17 protein-coding genes are annotated in these 18,613 nt (G+C 68.8%); 13 read left to right on the top strand and 4 right to left on the bottom strand.

What is annotated here, in order from left to right:
- Positions 1-7 precede the first annotated feature (7 nt).
- The 6 genes from AC3AP7_RS28185 (at position 8) to AC3AP7_RS28160 (ending at position 7,020) form a co-directional block, all read left to right on the top strand.
- Positions 8-856, top strand: coding sequence for an ABC transporter ATP-binding protein (locus AC3AP7_RS28185; RefSeq protein ID WP_487363579.1), 849 nt, complete (start codon positions 8-10; stop codon positions 854-856).
- Positions 853-1,566: an ABC transporter ATP-binding protein gene (locus AC3AP7_RS28180; protein WP_487363578.1), complete on the top strand. Its 714-nt coding sequence runs from the start codon at positions 853-855 to the stop codon at positions 1,564-1,566. Before AC3AP7_RS28185 ends, AC3AP7_RS28180 begins: the two co-directional genes overlap by 4 nt.
- A 50-nt stretch (positions 1,567-1,616) precedes the next feature.
- Positions 1,617-2,816 (top strand): amidohydrolase family protein, encoded by a 1,200-nt coding sequence (locus AC3AP7_RS28175; RefSeq protein WP_487363577.1) that lies wholly within the window; start codon positions 1,617-1,619, stop codon positions 2,814-2,816.
- A gap of 22 nt (positions 2,817-2,838) precedes the next feature.
- Complete coding sequence (locus tag AC3AP7_RS28170; protein WP_487363576.1) at positions 2,839-3,357, top strand: (2Fe-2S)-binding protein; 519 nt, start codon at positions 2,839-2,841, stop codon at positions 3,355-3,357.
- The gene (locus AC3AP7_RS28165) at positions 3,354-5,606 is read left to right on the top strand and encodes a c-type cytochrome (protein ID WP_488324841.1); all 2,253 of its coding nucleotides are present in this window, start codon (positions 3,354-3,356) and stop codon (positions 5,604-5,606) included. The genes AC3AP7_RS28170 and AC3AP7_RS28165 overlap by 4 nt, the downstream gene beginning before the upstream one ends.
- Before the next feature lie 205 nt (positions 5,607-5,811).
- Positions 5,812-7,020 carry an ABC transporter substrate-binding protein gene (locus tag AC3AP7_RS28160; protein WP_487363575.1) on the top strand — a complete coding sequence of 403 codons (1,209 nt, stop codon included), beginning with the start codon at positions 5,812-5,814 and terminating at the stop codon, positions 7,018-7,020.
- 171 nt (positions 7,021-7,191) lie between these two features.
- Here the strand turns inward: AC3AP7_RS28160 and AC3AP7_RS28155 are convergent, their stop codons facing one another.
- Both AC3AP7_RS28155 and aptA read right to left on the bottom strand, forming a co-directional pair.
- Positions 7,192-7,443, bottom strand: coding sequence for a hypothetical protein (locus tag AC3AP7_RS28155; protein ID WP_487363574.1), 252 nt, complete (start codon positions 7,441-7,443; stop codon positions 7,192-7,194).
- Between the two features lie 120 nt (positions 7,444-7,563).
- Complete coding sequence (gene aptA, locus AC3AP7_RS28150; RefSeq protein WP_487363573.1) at positions 7,564-8,892, bottom strand: omega-aminotransferase AptA; 1,329 nt, start codon at positions 8,890-8,892, stop codon at positions 7,564-7,566.
- Positions 8,893-9,062: 170 nt separating this feature from the next.
- Here aptA and AC3AP7_RS28145 point away from each other — a divergent pair, with 170 nt between their 5' ends.
- Positions 9,063-10,472 (top strand): aminotransferase-like domain-containing protein, encoded by a 1,410-nt coding sequence (locus AC3AP7_RS28145; protein ID WP_487363572.1) that lies wholly within the window; start codon positions 9,063-9,065, stop codon positions 10,470-10,472.
- 18 nt (positions 10,473-10,490) lie between these two features.
- Here the strand turns inward: AC3AP7_RS28145 and AC3AP7_RS28140 are convergent, their stop codons facing one another.
- Positions 10,491-11,114, bottom strand: coding sequence for a LysE family translocator (locus AC3AP7_RS28140; RefSeq protein WP_487363571.1), 624 nt, complete (start codon positions 11,112-11,114; stop codon positions 10,491-10,493).
- A gap of 161 nt (positions 11,115-11,275) precedes the next feature.
- Between AC3AP7_RS28140 and AC3AP7_RS28135 the strand changes: the two genes are divergently transcribed.
- Complete coding sequence (locus tag AC3AP7_RS28135; RefSeq protein ID WP_487363570.1) at positions 11,276-11,998, top strand: sulfite exporter TauE/SafE family protein; 723 nt, start codon at positions 11,276-11,278, stop codon at positions 11,996-11,998.
- Positions 11,999-12,218: 220 nt separating this feature from the next.
- On the top strand, positions 12,219-13,628 hold the full coding sequence (locus AC3AP7_RS28130; RefSeq protein ID WP_487363569.1) for a DUF389 domain-containing protein: 1,410 nt from the start codon (positions 12,219-12,221) through the stop codon (positions 13,626-13,628).
- Positions 13,629-13,769: 141 nt separating this feature from the next.
- Here AC3AP7_RS28130 and AC3AP7_RS28125 read toward each other — a convergent pair whose 3' ends face one another.
- The gene (locus AC3AP7_RS28125) at positions 13,770-14,696 is read right to left on the bottom strand and encodes a CysB family HTH-type transcriptional regulator (RefSeq protein ID WP_487363568.1); all 927 of its coding nucleotides are present in this window, start codon (positions 14,694-14,696) and stop codon (positions 13,770-13,772) included.
- Between the two features lie 310 nt (positions 14,697-15,006).
- Between AC3AP7_RS28125 and ssuD the strand changes: the two genes are divergently transcribed.
- From ssuD to ssuE, 4 genes are all read left to right on the top strand, one after another.
- A complete protein-coding gene (ssuD, locus tag AC3AP7_RS28120) occupies positions 15,007-16,179 on the top strand; it encodes an FMNH2-dependent alkanesulfonate monooxygenase (protein ID WP_487363567.1) in 1,173 nt (390 codons plus the stop codon).
- Positions 16,180-16,195: 16 nt separating this feature from the next.
- A complete protein-coding gene (ssuC, locus tag AC3AP7_RS28115) occupies positions 16,196-17,020 on the top strand; it encodes an aliphatic sulfonate ABC transporter permease SsuC (RefSeq protein WP_487363566.1) in 825 nt (274 codons plus the stop codon).
- Positions 17,017-17,901, top strand: coding sequence for an ATP-binding cassette domain-containing protein (locus AC3AP7_RS28110; RefSeq protein ID WP_487363565.1), 885 nt, complete (start codon positions 17,017-17,019; stop codon positions 17,899-17,901). Before ssuC ends, AC3AP7_RS28110 begins: the two co-directional genes overlap by 4 nt.
- A 62-nt stretch (positions 17,902-17,963) precedes the next feature.
- Positions 17,964-18,539, top strand: coding sequence for an NADPH-dependent FMN reductase (gene ssuE, locus AC3AP7_RS28105; RefSeq protein ID WP_487363564.1), 576 nt, complete (start codon positions 17,964-17,966; stop codon positions 18,537-18,539).
- The last annotated feature ends 74 nt before the right edge of the window (positions 18,540-18,613 follow it).

Here is an 18,613-nt window from a genome sequence, read left to right as displayed (position 1 = left end):
AGGAGCGATGAGTCTGCTGCGCGTGCAGGGCCTGTCCAGATCGTTCGGCGGACTGAAGGCGGTCGACGACGTGTCGTTCGATCTCGAAGCCGGCCAGCTGCTGGCGCTGCTCGGCCCGAACGGTGCCGGCAAGTCGACCTGCTTCAACATGGTGAATGGCCAGCTGCGGCCGTCGTCCGGCTCGATCCGGCTCGACGGGCGCGAGCTCGTCGGCCTGCGGCCGCGCGACATCTGGCGGCTCGGCGTCGGCCGCACGTTTCAGATTGCCGCGACCTTCAACTCGATGACGGTGCTCGAAAACGTGCAGATGGCGCTGGTGTCGCGCGAGCGCAAGCTGTTCGGGCTATGGAAGCCGGCCGCCTCGTGGTACGCGGACGAAGCGATGAGCCTGCTCGATCAGGTCGGCATGGCCGACGCCGCGCAGCGCGCGTGCGGCGTGCTTGCCTATGGCGACGTGAAGCGCGTCGAGCTGGCGATCGCGCTCGCCAACCGCCCGAAGCTGCTGCTGATGGACGAGCCGACCGCCGGCATGGCGCCGCAGGAACGCAACGCGCTGATGGGGCTCACGCGCCGCCTCGTCAACGCACACGGAATCGGCGTGCTGTTCACCGAGCACAGCATGGACGTGGTGTTCAACTACGCGGACCGCATGATCGTGCTGGCGCGCGGCAAGCTGATCGCCGAAGGCGACGCCGCGACGATCCGCAACGACGCGCGCGTGCAGGCCGTTTATTTCGGCACCGGCAAGACCTTCGAGGCGCACGCGGCGTTCGGGCGCGATGGCCGCGGCCGCGATTCCAGCGGCAGCGGTGGCGGCCGTGACGGCGGCCACGACGCGCAGGAGACGCTGCAATGAGCGAGCCGATGCTGCAGGTGCGCGGACTGAATGCGTTCTACGGGCGCGCGCATATTCTCTTCGACGTGAACCTCGACGTGGGCCGCGGCGAAGTCGTCGCGCTGATGGGGCGCAACGGCGCCGGCAAGTCGACGACGATGAAAGCGGTGATGGGCCTGCTGCCGCGCCGTCACGGCGACGTGCGGTTTCGCGGCGCCGATATCTCGGCGCTGGCGCCGTACCGGATCGCGCGCCTCGGCATGGGCTTCGTGCCCGAGGACCGGCGCGTGTTCAGCGATCTCACCGTGATGGAAAACCTCGATGCGGGGCGTCAGCCGCCGCGCGAGGGCGCGCCGCAATGGACCCCGGAGAAGCTGTTCCGGCTCTTCCCGAACCTCGGCGACATGCCGCGCCGGCCCGGCGGGCACATGAGCGGCGGCGAGCAGCAGATGCTCACGGTGTCGCGCACGCTGATGGGCAATCCGTATCTCGTGCTGCTCGACGAGCCGTCGGAGGGGGTGGCGCCCGTCATCGTCGAGCAGATGGCGAACATGATCCTCGAACTGAAGCGCGAGGGGCTGTCGATCCTGTTGTCCGAGCAGAACCTGCATTTTGCGGCGCTCGTGAGCGATCGCGCGTATGTGCTGGAGAAAGGGCAGATCCGCTTCAGCGGCACGATCGGCGAACTCGCGAAGAACGAAACCGTCAGGCGCGCGTATCTGAGCGTCTGAGTCCCGCGATGCCGTGCGGCATCGGTGCGTAGTGGCAACAGGAGAAGCAGATGGCGGCAGAGACGTTGAGCGGATTGTCGGGCAAGGTGGCGGTGACGAATATCGGCTTGCTGCTGTCGGGCGATATCGACCGGCCGATTCTCGATGCGGATACGCTCGTGATCGACGACGGCGTGATCGTCGCGCTCGGCCGCGCGCAGGACTGCGACGTCGAAGGCGCGCGCACGCGGGTCGACTGCAAGGGCACGACGGTCGCGCCCGGACTGATCGATTCGCACGTGCATCCGGTGTTCGGCGACTGGACGCCGCGCCAGAACCAGCTCGGCTGGATCGAGTCGAACCTGAATGGCGGCGTGACGACGATGATCTCGGCAGGCGAAGTGCATTTGCCTGGTCGTCCGAAAGATATCGTCGGTCTGAAGGCACTGGCGATCACCGCGCAGCGCGCGTTCGAGGGGATGCGCGGCGCGGGCGTCGGCGGCGGCGTGAAGGTGCTCGCCGGCGCGCCGGTCATCGAGCAGGGAATGGTCGAGGAGGATTTCCGCGAGCTGGCGGCGGCCGGCGTGAAGCTGCTCGGCGAAGTCGGCCTCGGCAGCGTGAAGGCGGGCGAGGAGGCCGGCCAGATGGTTGCGTGGGCACGCAAATACGGCATTCAGAGCACGATTCACACGGGTGGCCCGTCGATCCCCGGCTCGGGTCTGATCGACAGGGACGTGGTGCTCGCGGCGGATGCGGACGTGATCGGCCACGTCAACGGCGGCCATACGTCGCTGTCGTACCGGCACGTGTGCGACCTGTGCGAACAGTCGTCGCGCGCACTCGAAATCGTTCACAACGGCAACGAGCGGATCGCGCTGCTGACCGCGCGCCATGCCGTCGAGCTGAAGTGTCCGCACCGGATCATCCTCGGCACCGACAGCCCGGCCGGCTCCGGCGTGCAGCCGCTCGGCATCCTGCGGATGATCGCGCTGATTGCGAGCCTGGCGGACGTGCCGGCCGAGATTGCGTTCTGCTTCGCGACCGGCAACACGGCGCGCCAGCGCAATCTGCGCCAGGGGCTGATCGAGGTGGGACGTCCCGCCGATCTCGTCTTCATGGACCGCGCGCAGCACACGGCCGGCAGCACGCTGCTGGAGAGCGTGCAGCTGGGCGACCTCCCGGGCGTGGGCATGGTGATGATCGACGGCCTGATCCGCTGCCGGCGCAGCCGCAATACGCCGCCCGCGGTCGACGTGCCGGCGGTGTCCTGACCGTTCGCCGCGGGCCGCCCCGATGAGACCCCCCGAGCCCCTGACGCTGCATGTCAACGGCGCGCTGCATGTGGTGCGCGCGGATCCGGACACGCCGCTGCTCTACTTGCTGCGCAACGACCTGGCGCTGAACGGCCCCAAATTCGGCTGTGGGCTCGGCGAGTGCGGCGCGTGCACGGTGCTGCTCGACGGCAGGCCGACGCGCGCCTGCGTGAGCACGGCGCGCGTGGCGCTCGCGCGCGAGATCACGACGCTCGAAGGGCTCGGCACGCGCGTGGCGCCGCATCCGGTGCAACAGGCGTTCATCGACGCACAGGCCGCGCAGTGCGGCTACTGCCTGAACGGGATGATCCTGACCGCGAAGGCGTTGCTCGACCGCGATCCGCACCCGTCCGGGGAGACGATCCGGCGCGAGCTGTCGCACAACTATTGCCGTTGCGGCGCGCACGTCGAGATCGTGCGCGCGGTGCAACTCGCCGCGGACCGGCTGGCCGGCGGCGCCGTGCAACCGCCGCCGTCGCCGCGCGGGGACGCCGCATGAAGGCCGCGCACGTCGTGGGCGGGGCTGCGCCGGCATCGCGCCGTGCGCTGTCCGACACGCAGGACGTGCTGCTCGTGATGCGGCCGCCGCTCGAAGCGCGGCTGCCGCGGCCGCGCGTATCCGCGCCGTCTGCGCATGCCGAACCGGTGTGCGTGCTCGCCGTCTGCGGCGACGGCCGTGTGCTCGCATTCGACGATCAGGCCGACCTTGGCGTCGGCGTGGCACGCGCGCGGATCGTTGCCGACGCGCTGGATGTACCGCTCGCGTGCGTTGCGGTCGTGCCCGTGCAGGCGAGCGGCCGAACGCGGGATCCCGTCGCGGGCGCGACCCTGCGCAGCGCCGCGGCGCAGGCGCGTCAGTATCTGCTCGCGCGCGCCGCGCAGGTGCTGGGCGCCGACCCGGCGCGGCTCGCCGTGCGCGACGGCCGTATCGTCCCGCGCGATGACGACGCGGCCGACGGCATCGGCTATGGCGAACTGATCCGCGGGCGTCGCATCGCGCTGATGCTGGCGGCCGACGCGCTGCCGCTCGCGCAGGACGCGGCGTGGCGCGACGCGCCGCCGCCTGACACGCTCGCGCAACCTGGGTGGGAGGGGAGGTGGAACGCGGCGTGGCGCGCCGGACCCGCCGACGCCGAACCCCCGAAGCCGCTCGCCGTGCCCGCCGACGCACGCCTTCCGGTTGACGGCGACGCGCACCGGACGGCGCGCCGCGCCGTAACGGACCCGGCCTCGCAGGCGTATCCGGTCCTGACGTTTCGCGAGGTGCCCGTGATCGAAATGATGACGGGGTTGCGCGACCGTGTGCCGGCGTCGCGCATCGTCGAGCGCTTTCGCTGGCTGCCGTTCACGCGCGGCGCACGCCGTGCCGCGCTCGGCTTCGCGAACGCGCCGGCGGCGCTCGCGCGCCGCCGCGTGCGCGGGCGCTTCGGCTGGCTCGGCGCGTTCGCGGCGAGCGCCGCGGGGGCGGCGGGTGCCGTGGGTGTCGCCGGCGCACTGGGGCTCGCCGGTGCGTTCGCGCTGGCGCCGCGGCCGCTCGCGCCCATCGTGCCGCCGCCGGCGGCTGCGTTCGCGCCGGAGCTGATCGCGCGCGGCCGGCAACTGGCGGCGCTCGGCGACTGCGCGGTGTGCCATACCGCGCGCAACGGCATCCCGAATGCGGGCGGCCGGCCGCTCGATACGCCCTTCGGCACGATCTACGCGACCAATATCACGCCGGACGTCGAGACCGGCATCGGCGCGTGGTCCTTCGAAGCGTTTGCGCGCGCCATGCGCGAAGGGATCGCGCGCGACGGCCATCGGCTGTATCCGGCGTTTCCGTACACGTCGTTTCGTCATGTATCCGATGCCGATCTCGAAGCGCTGTACGCGTACCTGATGACGCAAACGCCGGTGCGCGCGCACGTGCCGGCGACGCGCCTCGCGTTTCCGTTCAACCTGCGCCCGCTGCTCGCCGCCTGGAACGGCGCGTTCGTGCCGCGCGCGACGTTCGCGCCCGACCCGGCGCGCAGCGCGCAATGGAATCGCGGCGCGTACCTGGTGAACGGCCTCGGCCATTGCGGCGCGTGCCATACCCCGCGCAACCGCTTCGGCGCGGAGCGCGGCGGCGGCGCGTTTCTCGGTGGCGGGTTCGCGGAAGGCTGGGAAGCGCCGGCGCTGACGTCGCTGTCGAACGCGCCGGTACCGTGGACCGAGGACGAACTGTTCAGCTATCTGCGCTACGGCGAAGCGCCGCTGCACGGCGTCGCGGCCGGACCGATGGCGCCGGTGGTCGGCGAGCTGGCCGCGTTGCCCGATAGCGACATTCGCGCGATTGCACACTATGTCGCGTCGTTTGGTCCGGCCAGCCCGAATGCGGATCCGCAGGCGCTCGCGCGCGAATACGTCGCGGCCGCCGCGCCGGCGCCGCTCGCGCCCGGCCCCGGCGCACGGCTGTTCGACGGCGCGTGCGCCGCCTGCCATCATGCGGGCAGCGGACCGCTGCTGTTCGGCGCGCAGCCGCAGCTCGCGCTCAACACGAACCTGCATGGCGACACGCCGGATAACCTGATTCGCGTGATTCTGGACGGCATCGATATGCCGGCGCGTCCCGAACTGGGGACGATGCCCGCGTATCGCGACAGCTTCGACGACGCGCAGATCGCCGATCTGCTGCGTTATCTGCGCGCGCAATACGCCGGCGGCAGGCCGCTGTGGCCGCATCTCGAGGCGACGGTGGCGCGCATCCGTGCGGCGCCGCGCGCGCACTGAGCATCACCGGACGCGCACCGCGCGTCCCCGCCGTCCGGCGGGTTGCAGCGCCTTCGCACGCTTTCGCACGTTCTGCAGGATTTGCGGGATTTGCAGGTATCGCAGGATCTGCAGGTATCGCAGGTATCGCAGGTAACGCAGTCCGGGGCCGCAATCGTCCCGGCCATTTTCGCCACTCGCAGCATCACCGCTCACGGAGACTCGCATGACCCCACGCGCACGATGGATCGCTCGCCTGACAGTCGGTCTGACGTTGTCGCTTGCCGCGCTCGCGGCGCGCGCCGACGACACGATCAAGATTGGCGAGATCAACAGCTACAAGGCAGTGCCCGCCTTTCTCGGACCGTACCGCAACGGCTGGAATCTCGCGCTCGACCAGGTGAACGCGGCCGGCGGCGTGCTCGGCAAGAAGCTCGAAGTGATTTCGCGCGACGACAACGCGAATCCGGGCGACGCGGTGCGGGTCGCGCAGGAACTGGTCGCGGGCGAAGGCGTGAAGCTGCTGTTCGGCGGCTTCCTGTCGAACACGGGTCTCGCGCTCACCGATTACGCGAAAGAGCGGCACGTGTTCTACCTCGCCGCCGAGCCGCTCACCGACAAGATCGTCTGGGCCGACGGCAACAAGTACACGTACCGGCTGCGCCCGTCCACCTACATGCAGGTCGCGATGCTGGTTCCCGAGGCGGTGAAGCTGCACAAGAAACGCTGGGCGCTCGTGTATCCGAACTACGAGTACGGGCAGTCGGCCGTGGCGACGTTCAAGAAGCTGATGAAGGCTGCGCAGCCGGATGTCGAGTTCGTCACCGAGCAGGCGACGCCGCTCGATAACGTCGATGCGGGCGCAGTCGTGCAGGCGATCGCCGACGCGAAGCCCGACGGGATCTTCAACGTGCTGTTCGGTGCCGATCTCGCGAAGTTCGTCCGCGAGGGCAACACCACCGGGCTCTTCAAGGGCCGCACCGTGGTGTCGCTGCTGACCGGCGAGCCCGATTACCTCGACCCGCTCGGAGCCGAGGCGCCGACCGGCTGGATCGTCACGGGCTACCCGTGGTATGCGATCCACACGCCGGACAACACGAAGTTCGTGCAGCAGTACGAGGCGAAGTATCACGACTATCCGCGCCTCGGCTCGGTGGTCGGCTACTCGGCGCTGATGTCGATTGCCGACGGCCTGAAGAAAGCCGGCTCGACGGATCCGGACAAGCTCGCCGCCGCCTTCAAGGGCCTGAAGGTCGAAACGCCGTTCGGGCAGATCATGTACCGCCCGCAGGACAACCAGTCGACGATGGGCGCCTACGTGGGCGTGACCGGCCTGAAGGACGGCAAGGGCGTGATGACGTCGTTCCGCTATATCGACGGCGCGAGCGTGCAGCCGTCGGACGCCGAGGTGAAGAAGCTGCGTCCGGCGGACTGAGCGCGCGGGGCGCGGGGCCGGCGCCGTGCGGCATGCGTGCGCGTCCGCGCTCGCGCTCGCGCTCGCGCCGGGCCGCGACGCAGTAGTGCAGTAGTGCAGTAGTGCAACGGCGCAGGAATGCAGCGGTGCAGCAGTGCACCGTTGCAGCGGCAGCGCCCCGTGCTTGCGCGCCTACTCTTCGGCGTCGTGCTCGGCGACGAAGCGCCGCAGGTACGCCAGCACCGCCGCCTCCGCCGCGCGATGATCCGCGCAGCTTTTCGACCCCGCCTGCGCTTCGTCGCCGAACAGCGCAGGCGGCGCGTCGTGCACGTCGATTTCCTGTCCCTCGCGGAAGATGTGGATTTCGTGGAAGGCTTCGTCGTATTCGGCGACCCAGTGAATGCCTTCGATATGGGTGCCGGTGCGTACGGTAGGGATCTTCATGCCGCATCTCCCGGAGTGCCGGGCACAGCGCGCCCGCGCCAGTGTTTACCATACGCCGTCGGCGCGCGGTCCGCACCTGCCGGCGCGGCCGCTTTGCGCGGATCGCGCGGCAGGCCGTGCTCAGGCCACCGTGGCGAGCGCGTCGCGCACGGTGCGGAAGATCCGCGCGATCTGCGCTTCGTCGATGATGAGCGGCGGCGAAAACGCGAGGATGTCGCCGGTGAAGCGGACCAGCACGCCCGCTTCGAAGCATTTGACGAAGGTTTCGTGCGCGCGCGCACCCGGCGCGCCGTTGCGCGGTTCCAGCTCGATGCCGGCGATCATCCCGAGATTGCGGATGTCCTTCACATGCGGCGCGTCGCGCAGCGCGTGCGCGGCCTCCCCGAACGCGGGCGCGAGCGCGGCCGCGCGCTCGAACAGCCGTTCGCGCGCGTACAGGTCGAGCGTCGCGATCGCGGCGGCGGCCGCGGCCGGATGCGCGGAGTACGTGTAGCCGTGGAACAGCTCGATCGCGCCGGGCGCGCCCGCGTCGACGATCGTGTCGTGCACCGCGCGGCGCGCAGCCACCGCGCCCATCGGCACCGCTGCGTTGTTGATCGCCTTGGCCATCGTCAGCAGGTCCGGCGTGACGCCGAAGTATGCACTCGCGGTGGCCGCGCCGAGCCGCCCGAAGCCGGTGATCACCTCGTCGAAGATCAGCAGGATGCCGTGCTTCGTGCAGATTTCGCGCAGCCGCTGCAGATAGCCCTGCGGCGGAATCAGCACGCCGGTCGAACCGGCCACCGGCTCGACGATCACCGCGGCGATCGTCGACGCGTCGTGCAGCGCGACGATGCGCTCCAGTTCGTCCGCGAGATGCGCGCCCCATGCGGGCTGCCCCTTCGTGAATGCGTGGTGTTCGAGGTTGTGCGTGTGCGGCAGGTGATCGACGGCCGGCAGCAGCGCGCCGGAAAACGTCTTGCGGTTCGGCGCGATCCCGCCGACCGAGATGCCGCCGAAGCCCACTCCGTGATAGCCGCGCTCGCGGCCGATGAAGCGCGTGCGCTGGCCTTCGCCGCGCGCGCGGTGATACGCGAGCGCGATCTTCAGTGCGGTGTCGACGGATTCGGAACCCGAGTTCGTGAAGAAAATCCGGTCGAGCCCGTCCGGCATCAGCGCGGCGACCTTCGAGGCGGCTTCGAACGCGAGCGGATGGCCCATCTGGAAGGTCGGCGCGAAGTCCATCTGCGCGACCTGCGCCTGCACTGCCGCGACGATCTCGTCGCGGCAGTGGCCGGCGTTCACGCACCAGAGGCCCGCGCAGCCGTCGAGCACTTCGCGCCCGTCGGTGGTCCGGTAGAACATGCCTTTGGCCGATTCGAGCAGCCGCGGCGCGGTCTTGAACTGGCGGTTGGCGGTAAACGGCATCCAGAAGGACGACAGGTCGTCGACGACGGGGCGCGAAGTCATGGCGGTTCTCCTCGAAGTAGTGGCAAAACTGTAGCGCCCGCGGTTAAATGGCGGACATAAACAGTTGATGCACTGCGCTGCTCACTGTATTGGTGGAGTACCGCAAACTGTGCTGGTACGAACCGCCGTCTCCGCGCATACTCCGGCCACTGCCGTCTGTCCCCGTTGCCATGATCGAACTCGAACTGGATCGCGACCGCCGCACTGCGCCTACCCTCGTCGACCAGATCGTGCAGGGCTTCGCCCGCGCGATCGATGCGCAGTCGCTGCGCGCCGGCGCGCTGCTGCCGTCGGTGCGCCAGCTTGCGGCGAGCCACGGCCTCAGCACCTTCACGGTCACCGAGGCGTACAACCGGCTGGTGTCGATGGGCCTCGTCGTCGCGCGGCGCGGCTCCGGCTACCGGGTCGCGCCGCGCGCGCCGGCGCCGCGTGCGAACGCGGCCGGCTGGCAGCCGCCGAGCCTCACCGCGACGTGGCTGCTGTCGGACGTGTTTGCCGATCATTCGGTGCCGATCAAGGCGGGCGGCGGCTGGCTGCCGAACGAGTGGATCAACGAAAGCGGCCTGCAGCACGCGCTGCGCGCGCTGAGCCGGGTGCCCGGTCCGCGGCTCGGCGACTATGGCCACCCGTACGGCTTTGCGCCGCTGCGCGAGCGCGTCGCGCGGCAACTGGACCGGCACGGGCTGCCGGTCGACGTGTCGAATGTGCTGCTGACCCAGGGCGCGACCCAGGCGCTCGACCTGATCGTGCGCACGCTGCTGCGGCCGGGCGATGCGGTGATCGTCGAGGATCCCGGCTACTGCAACCTGCTGCAGATCCTCAAGCTCGCGGGGCTCGTCGTGCACGGGGTGCCGCGCACGCCTGCCGGCGTCGATACCGCGGTGCTCGAAACGCTCGTCGACGCGCATCGGCCGAAGGCGATTTTCGTCAATACGACGCTGCAGAATCCGACCGGCGCGAGCTTCGGGATGGCGGCGGCGTTCCGGCTGCTGCAGATCGCCGAGCGGGCGCGCCTGTGGGTGATCGAAGACGACGTGAACCGCGAGCTTGCCGCGAGCGGCGCGCCGCTCATCGCGGCGATGGAGGGCCTGCAGCGCGTGCTGTACGTGGGCGGCTTCTCGAAGACGGTCACGCCGGGTTTGCGCTGCGGCTACGTGGTGGCCGAGCGCGACGTGCTGCGCGAACTCGCGCGCACGAAGATGGCGGTCGGGTTGACGTCGTCGGAGACGATCGAGCGGATCGTCGACAAGGTGATGCTCGAAGGGCGCTACGCGCGCCATGTCGAGGCGGTCAACGAGCGCCTGAAGGCGGCGCACGCGCGGGTCGAGGAGCGCGTCGACGCGCTCGGTCTCGAACTGTTCCACCGGCCGCGCGCGGGGCTCTTTCTGTGGGCGCGCCTGCCGATCGATCCGGCGCGCGCGGTGGAGGTCGCGACCGCGGCGCTCGCGCACGGCATCTGGCTCGCGCCGGGCTCCTATTTCAGGCCGGACGATGCGCCGAGCGCGTGGTTCCGCTTCAACGCGCCGTACTCGACGGACGACGCGCTGTGGCGCTTCATCGAACGGGCGGGCACGCTGTGATGCGGCGCGCCGCGCGGCTCAGACGAGCGGCGCGAGCCACCTGGCGAGCACCGGGTAGAGCGTCATCACGAGCAGCGACGCCATCACCAGATTGAAGACGCGCAGCCGTTTCGGATCGGCCAGCCAGTGCCGCATCGCGGTGCCGAAGCCGGCCCACACGCAGATGCACGGAAAACCGACCACGTAGAAGAGCGCCGCCATCAGCATCACGTTGTGCGTGAAGTGCGTGCTCACGTGGATGGTCGTCGCGGCGGTGAGCACCATCATCCATGCCTTCGGGTTGACCCACTGGAATGCGATCGCCTCGACGAAGCGCATCGGCCGGCGCTCGCCGCTGCGCATGCTGAGCGCGCCGGACGTGCCGATCTTCCACGCGAGATACAGCAGGTACGCGACGCTCGCCGCTTCCAGCGCCGTATAGAGCAGCGGGAAGCGGCTGAACGCCGCGCCGAGCCCGAAGCCCACCGCCAGCATCAGCACCACGACGCCGGCGCTGATGCCGAACAGGTGCGGCAGCGTGCGGCGAAAGCCGAAATTCACGCCGGAGGCGAGCAGCATCGCGTTGTTTGGCCCCGGGGTGATCGAGGTGACGAGGGCGAACAGAATGCCGGCGGACAGCGCCGGGAGGGAATCGAAAGGCATCGGGTGCTCCGGTGTCGAGGCGTTTCGATCGAGTGTAGCGACGTTGACCGGTACAGTAACGGTACAGATTGGCGGATGCACTCCGATACAGAATGGGTGGTGGGGGGGGCGCGGGTTTCGTGCGGGTTCGCTAGAATCGCGCCCAACGGACGAGGGGACACATGGCATATCTGCTGGTGGCGGGCGTGGGTTGGCTGGCGGGGCTGGTGAGCGGCGTGATCGGGACGGGTTCGTCGATGATGCTGATGCCGGTGCTCGTGATCCTGTACGGGCCGAAGCAGGCGGTGCCGATCATGGCGATCGCGGCGATCATGGGCAATTTCGGCAAGGCGCTGTCGTGGTGGCGCGAGATCGACTGGCGGGCCTGCGCGGCCTACGCCGTCACCGCGGTGCCGGGCGCGATGCTCGGCGTGCGCACGCTGCTGGCGCTGCCCGCGCACGCGGTCGACGTCGCGCTGGGCGTGTTCTTCGTCGCGATGGTGCCGGCGCGCCACTGGCTGTCGCGGCACGCGGTGCGGTTTTCGCTCGCGCAGCTTGCCGCGCTCGGCGCGGTGGTCGGTTTCCTGACCGGCATCGTCGTTTCGACCGGACCGATCACGGTGCCGGTTTTCCTCGGGTATGGGCTCGTGAAGGGCGCGTTTCTCGCGACCGAGGCGGCTGCCTCGCTCGCGGTCTACTGCGCGAAGATCGTCGTGTTCCGCCATTTCGGCGCGCTGCCGATGCGCGTGATCGTGGACGGGCTGAGCACCGGGGCATCGGTCATGCTCGGGACGCTGGCCGCGCGGCGCATCGTCGCGCGGATGCCGCCGGCGGTGTTCCGGCTCGTCGTCGACGGGCTGATGGTGTGCTCCGGCGCGTCGCTGCTCTGGGCAGCGGTGCGGTAACGCGCGTCGCGCGGCGACCGGCCGCATCCGGGCGCGGCGCGGCGCGGCACGGCCGAGCCGGCCGGCGTCAGAGGTCTCGCGCATTTTCACCCAATCAATCGTACTTGTCTGATTGCGCTTCGTGGCGCGGACATGAGAGGCTCCTGCGTTTTGACCGCGCGCCGTGTTGCCCTGTTCGCACGCGCGCCTCTGCTGTGTCTGCATTTTCCCAAGGCAAAGGATGAACACCATCGATACGCGCGAAGCGCCTCGCTCGTCGCGCCGCGTGCGCGCCGTGCTGCACAAGTATTTCAGTTTGAGGGAAGGCCAGGCCGACCACGACTCCATCGATCGCGATCTGCGCGCCGGCATCGGCCTGCGGGGGACCAATCTCTGGATCCTGATGTCCGCGATCTTCATCGCGTCGATCGGGCTCGACGTCAACTCGACCGCCGTGATTATCGGCGCGATGCTGATCTCGCCGCTGATGGGGCCGATCATGGGGCTCGGCTACGGAATCGGCATTTACGACTTTCCGCTGATCCGCCGCTCGCTGAAGAATCTGGCGGTCGCGACGCTGATCAGCCTCGCGACCTCGACGCTGTATTTCTCGCTCAGTCCGTTGACGGGCGAACATTCGGAGCTGCTCGCGCGTACCTCGCCGAGCATCTGGGACGTGCTGATCGCGCTGTTCGGCGGCCTCGTCGGAATGGTCGGCGCGACGCGCAGCGAAAAAACCAACGTGATTCCCGGTGTCGCCATCGCCACGGCGCTGATGCCGCCGCTGTGCACCGCCGGCTATGGACTCGCTCACGGCAACCTGCATTACTTCGCCGGCGCCTTTTATCTGTTTTCGATCAATTGCGTGTTCATTGCGTTCGCAACCGTGGTCGTCACGTGGGCGATCCGTTCGCGGCTGGCCTCGCAGATCGACGCGGGGACGCAGCGGCGCGTCCGGCGCCTCGTGCTGGCCGCAGTCGTGCTGACCGCGGTGCCGAGCGTGATCCTCGCGTACCGGCTCGTGACGGAAGAGGTGTTCACCGCGCGCGCGGACCACTTCATCAACGCGGAACTCTCGTTGCCGTTTACGGTTGTCGCCAACCGGCAGATCGACGCGACGAAGCGGCGCATCGAGGTCACGCTGGTGGGCCAGCGCGCGGACCAGCAGACGCTGGATGCGCTGTCGGCGAAGCTGCCCGGGTTCGGGCTGCCGCACAGCGAGCTGGTCGTGCGGCAAGCGGGCCATGAGCAGATCGACGCGGCCGCGCTTCAGTCGTCCCTCAAGGCGAGCCTCGCCAGCGAACTGATGTCCGCCAATCAGGCGGCGCATGAGGCGGCGCGTCAGGAATTGAACAGCAAGGACCAGACGATCGCGCATCTGCGGCAGCAGATCGACGCGGCGTCGGCCGACGACGCGGAACTTGCACGCATCGCGCGCGAATTGCATGCCCAGTATCCGCAGGTCAACCGGGTGCTCTACTCGAAGGCATTCGCGTGGGACGCGAGCGCAAGCGAGCCGGATGCCGCGCGTGTCGTGACCTTCGTGGTGTCGACGCCGAAGCCGATTCCGAAAGCGGAACGCCGCCGGCTTGAAGCGTGGTTGAAGGTGCGCATGGAGCCGCAACCGGTGCAGCTCGTCACGGCGAGCTGACGCCATGCAAGGCCGGCGCGGCGCATCGCCGGATCGGCCGCGCCGGCCGCCGGCCCGCGCGGCGTTCCCGACGTGTCCCTTCATGTGTACGCCCGCGCGGCGGCGCGTCGGCAATGCCTCGCCGTGCGCGGAGCGGTGCGTTCAGAGGTCGTGCTTCAGTTCGGTCGCCATGTCCGCCTCGGACAGGTGCGGCGCGAACATCTCGATGAAGCGATACGCGTAAGCGCGCAGGAACGCGCCCTTTCTGAGCCCGACGCGCGTCGTGCTCGCTTCGAACAGATGCTGCGTGTCGAGCGCGACGAGTCCGGTGTCGCGCTCGCGATCGTAGGCCATCGCCGCGACGATGCCCACCCCCATCCCCAGTTCGACATAGGTCTTGATCACGTCCGCGTCGATCGCGCTCAGCACGACCTCGGGTGCAACGCCGGCCTGCGCGAACGCCTGGTCGATGTGCGAGCGACCCGTGAAATCGTGGTCGTACGTGATGAGCGGATAGTCGGCGATCTCGTCGAGCGTGAGGTGTTCGCGGCCCTCCAGCGGATGCCCTTTCGGCACGACCACCGTGTGATGCCACGAGTAGCACGGAAATGTCGCGATGTCCGGAAGCCGGTCGAGCGCCTCGGTCGAGATGCCGATATCGGCTTCGCCGCTCAGGATCATCTGCGCAATCTGCTGCGGGTTGCCCTGACGCAGCGCGAGGTGCACCTTCGGGTAGACGGCGGTGAACTGCCGCACGACCTTCGGCAGCGCATAACGGGCCTGCGTGTGAGTCGTCGCGACGACGAGGTGCCCGCTGTCCTCTTCCGCGTACTGGCGCGCGACGCGCCGCAGGTTATCCGCCTCCAGCAGGAGCCGCTCGATCGTCCGGTGCACCGCGCGGCCGGGGTCGGTGAGCCCGGTCAGGCGCTTGCCGCGGCGCACGAAGATGTCCACGCCGAGCTCGTCTTCGAGATCCTTGATCTGTTTCGATACCCCCGACTGCGACGTGTACAGCACGTTCGCGACCTCGGTCAGGTTCATGTTCTGGCGCACGGCCTCGCGCACGAAGCGCAGTTGCTGGAAGTTCATGGATGGATGGGGTGCGTGCCCGGAGGCGGACGAGGCTGACGACGTCGGATGAGTCTACCGACGCGGCGCGCTATGCAAAAGAAACCATTCATTATGTGGTTATATCGAAAAAAAGATAAGCGATCGGCCGCCAGGCGTCGCCGCCCGGCTGCGGAACCGTTATCGCGCGCAATAGAAACCTAAGCAGGATTCGTTGGTTTCACAACCCTGTCCCGATCCCTACACTGCGTGACCTGGCTGAACAGTATCGCGATCTCGCCGACTGTTCCTTCGGAACCCTTCCTCCGGAACCCGAACAGCAGGAGCACTTATGAAGGTTTTCTGGTTTATTCCCACGCACGGGGATAGCCGCTATCTCGGTACGTCCGAAGGCGCGCGCGCCGCGGACTACGACTACTTCAGGCAGGTCGCGACCGCCGCCGACACCCTCGGCTACGAAGGCGTGCTGCTGCCGACCGGCCGCTCGTGCGAGGACGCGTGGGTTGTCGCGTCGAGCCTGATTCCGGTGACGCAGCGCCTGAAGTTTCTCGTCGCGATCCGTCCGGGACTGTCGTCGCCCGGCCTGTCCGCGCGCATGGCGGCGACCTTCGACCGGCTGTCGGGCGGGCGCCTGCTGATCAACGTCGTCACGGGCGGCGACGCGGCCGAACTCGAAGGGGACGGCGTATTCGCCGATCACGACACACGCTACGCCATCACCGACGAATTCCTGCATATCTGGCGGGGCCTGCTCGGCGCCGCGCACGACGGCGGCAGCATCGATCGCGAGGGGCGCCATCTGACCACGAAAGGCGGCAAGCTGCTGTACCCGAGCGTGCAGCGTCCGCATCCGCCGCTGTGGTTCGGCGGTTCGTCGCGTGCCGCACACCAGATCGCGGCCGAGCACATCGACACTTACCTGACCTGGGGCGAGCCGCCTGAAGCGGTCGCGCAGAAGATCGCGGACGTGCGCGCGCTGGCGGCCGCGCGCGGCCGCCAGGTGAAGTTCGGGATCCGTTTGCACGTGATCGTCCGCGAGACCGAAGCGCAAGCATGGCAGGACGCCGAGCGTCTGATCAGCCGGCTCGACGACGCGACGATCGCGCGCGCGCAGCAGGCGTTCGCGAACATGGATTCCGAAGGACAGCGCCGCATGGCCGCGCTGCATGGCGGCCGGCGCGGCTCGCGCGAAACGCTCGAAATCTCTCCGAACCTGTGGGCGGGCGTGGGCCTCGTGCGCGGCGGCGCCGGCACGGCGCTGGTCGGCAACGCGGAGCAGGTCGCCGCGCGCATGCGCGAATATGCGGCGCTCGGGATCGAGACTTTCATCCTGTCGGGCTATCCGCATCTCGAAGAATCGTACCGGTTCGCCGAACTCGTGTTTCCGCTGATCGGCCATGGCGGACGCGACGCGGGGCGGACTGCCGCGCTGTCGGGACCGCTGTCCGGACCGTTCGGCGAGGTCGTCGGCAATCAGTATCTGCCTCAGGCAAGCCAGAGCTAAAAGCACAGGAGTCCAGATGAATGTGATCCGTTCTGCTTCAATCGATTCTGGGCGCGCCAGCTGGCACCGCAGCGGCTTGCGTGCGTTCGCGCCGTGGATCGCGCCGCTCCTGCTGCTGGCGGCGTGGGAAGTGGCGTCCCGTTCGGGGACGCTGTCCGCGCGCGTGCTGCCCGAACCGCTCGCGGTCGTGCGCGCGGCGTGGACGCTCGTCGAGTCCGGCGAAATGTGGGCGGACGTGAAGGTCAGCGCGTGTCGCGCGCTCGCGGGCTTTGCGATCGGCGGCGGGATCGGGTTCGCCCTCGGATTGCTGACCGGCGTGTCGAAGATCGCCGATCTCGTGCTCGACTCGACGATCCAGATGATCCGCAACATTCCGGCGCTCGCGACGATTCCGCTGGTGATCCTCTGGTTCGGCATCGGCGAGCCCGCCAAGCTGTTCCTTGTCGCGCTCGGCGTGTTCTTTCCGGTCTACGTCAATACCTGTCACGGGATCCGCTCGGTCGACGCGGGTCTGGTCGAGATGGCGAAGAGCTACGGCGTGCGGGGTTTCGCGCTGTACCGCGACGTGATCCTGCCCGGCGCGTTGCCATCGATTCTCGTGGGCGTGCGCTTTGCACTCGGGCTCACGTGGGTCATGCTGATCGTCGCGGAAACGATCTCGGCACAGTCCGGCATCGGCTACATGACGATGAATGCCCGCGAGTTCCTGCAGACCGATGTCGTAGTGGTCGGCATTCTGCTGTACGCGTTGCTCGGCAAACTCGCCGACCTGTCCGCCAAAGCGCTGGAGCGGGTGCTGCTGCGCTGGCATCCCGCCTGGCAATCCGGAGCAAAAGCATGATGAGAGCGATTTCGTCTTCATTGTTCGGGTTGATCCCGGACGGCGACCGCGCGGCCGAACGGGTGCGGCTGCCCGTGCACGGCGGCGATGAACGCGCAGGCATCGAGGCGGCCGCGTCGCGCGATACGCCGCTTCGCGACGGCGGCGGCGCGGCACTGACGCTGCGCGGCATCGGCAAACGCTACGGCGAGCGTACCGTGCTCGACGCGCTGGATCTGTCGATCGAGCGAGGCCATTTCGTCGCGATCGTCGGACGCAGCGGGTGCGGCAAGTCCACGCTGCTGCGACTGATCGCCGGGCTCGAAACGCCCACGAGCGGGACGCTCGTCAGCGCAGACGAAGCCGGCGACGCGCTCGATACGCGCATCATGTATCAGGACGCACGCCTGTTGCCCTGGAAGTCCGTACTGCAGAACGTGATGCTCGGGCTCGGGTCGTCGGCGCGCGACGAGGCGCGCGCGGTGCTCGACGCCGTCGGCCTGCTGGCTCGCGCACACGACTGGCCCGCGCAGCTTTCCGGCGGCCAGCGGCAGCGCGTCGCGCTGGCCCGGGCGCTGGTGCATCGGCCGCAACTGCTGCTGCTCGACGAGCCGCTCGGCGCGCTCGACGCGCTCACGCGCATCGACATGCACGCGCTCATCGAGCGGCTCCGGGAGGCATACCGCTTCACTGCCCTGCTCGTGACGCACGACGTGCAGGAGGCGGTTGCGCTGGCCGATCGCATCGTGCTGCTGGAAGCGGGCCGTGTGACGCTCGATCAGGCGGTCGCGCTCGATCGGCCCCGGACGCGGGGGTCGCCCCGGTTTGCGGAACTCGAAGATCACGTGCTTGCGCATCTGCTCAAGCGCTCCAGTGCGGCGAGCGAGCGCTGCGCCGCGTAGCAGGTGGACGCCGCCCGGCGAAACGACGCGTCGCCGGTTTCCTCTCTTTATTTCCGACCCCTATGACTGTCATCGCCATCTCGGGGAGTCCGTCCCCGCAATCCAGAACGCAGCGCCTGCTGGCGCATGTGCTGTCGCTGGTCGCGCTGCGCGGCCTCGATACGGATCTGTTATCGCTGGCCTCGCTGCCCGCGAATGCGCTGGTGCGGGCCGACAGCACGGCGCCGGAAATCGAAAGCGCATTGCTCGCGATTGCGGATGCCCGCGTCGTGATCGTCGGTACGCCGATCTACAAGGCTGCATATAGCGGACTACTGAAGGTCTTCCTCGATCTGCTGCCGCAAGACGGGCTCGACGGCAAGATCGTCCTGCCGATCGCCACCGGCGGAAGCCAGGCGCATCTGCTCGCGCTCGATTATGCGCTGCGGCCCGTGCTGCAGTCGCTGGGCGCCGATGTCGTGCTGCCGTCCGTATTCGCACTCGACCGCGACGTCGCAACGAATGCGCAGGGCGGCATCACGCTCGACGAGGCGTTGCGCGCGCGCGTGACCGACGCGTCGCGGCAGATCGGCTCCTTCGTCGAGCGCCTGTACGCCCCGGGCTATGTGGGTGCGCACGCCGGCGGTATCGAAGCGTGAGCAGCGGCGCCGAGCCGCCCCTGCGGGTTTTCCTCTCCACGCACCTGTGACGCGGCCTGACGCGCGAAACCGGT

This window comes from Paraburkholderia sp. PAMB 6770, from assembly GCF_057748135.1.
The sequence above is the reverse complement of the archived record's forward strand: the minus strand, read 5'-3'. Positions and strand labels throughout refer to the sequence as shown.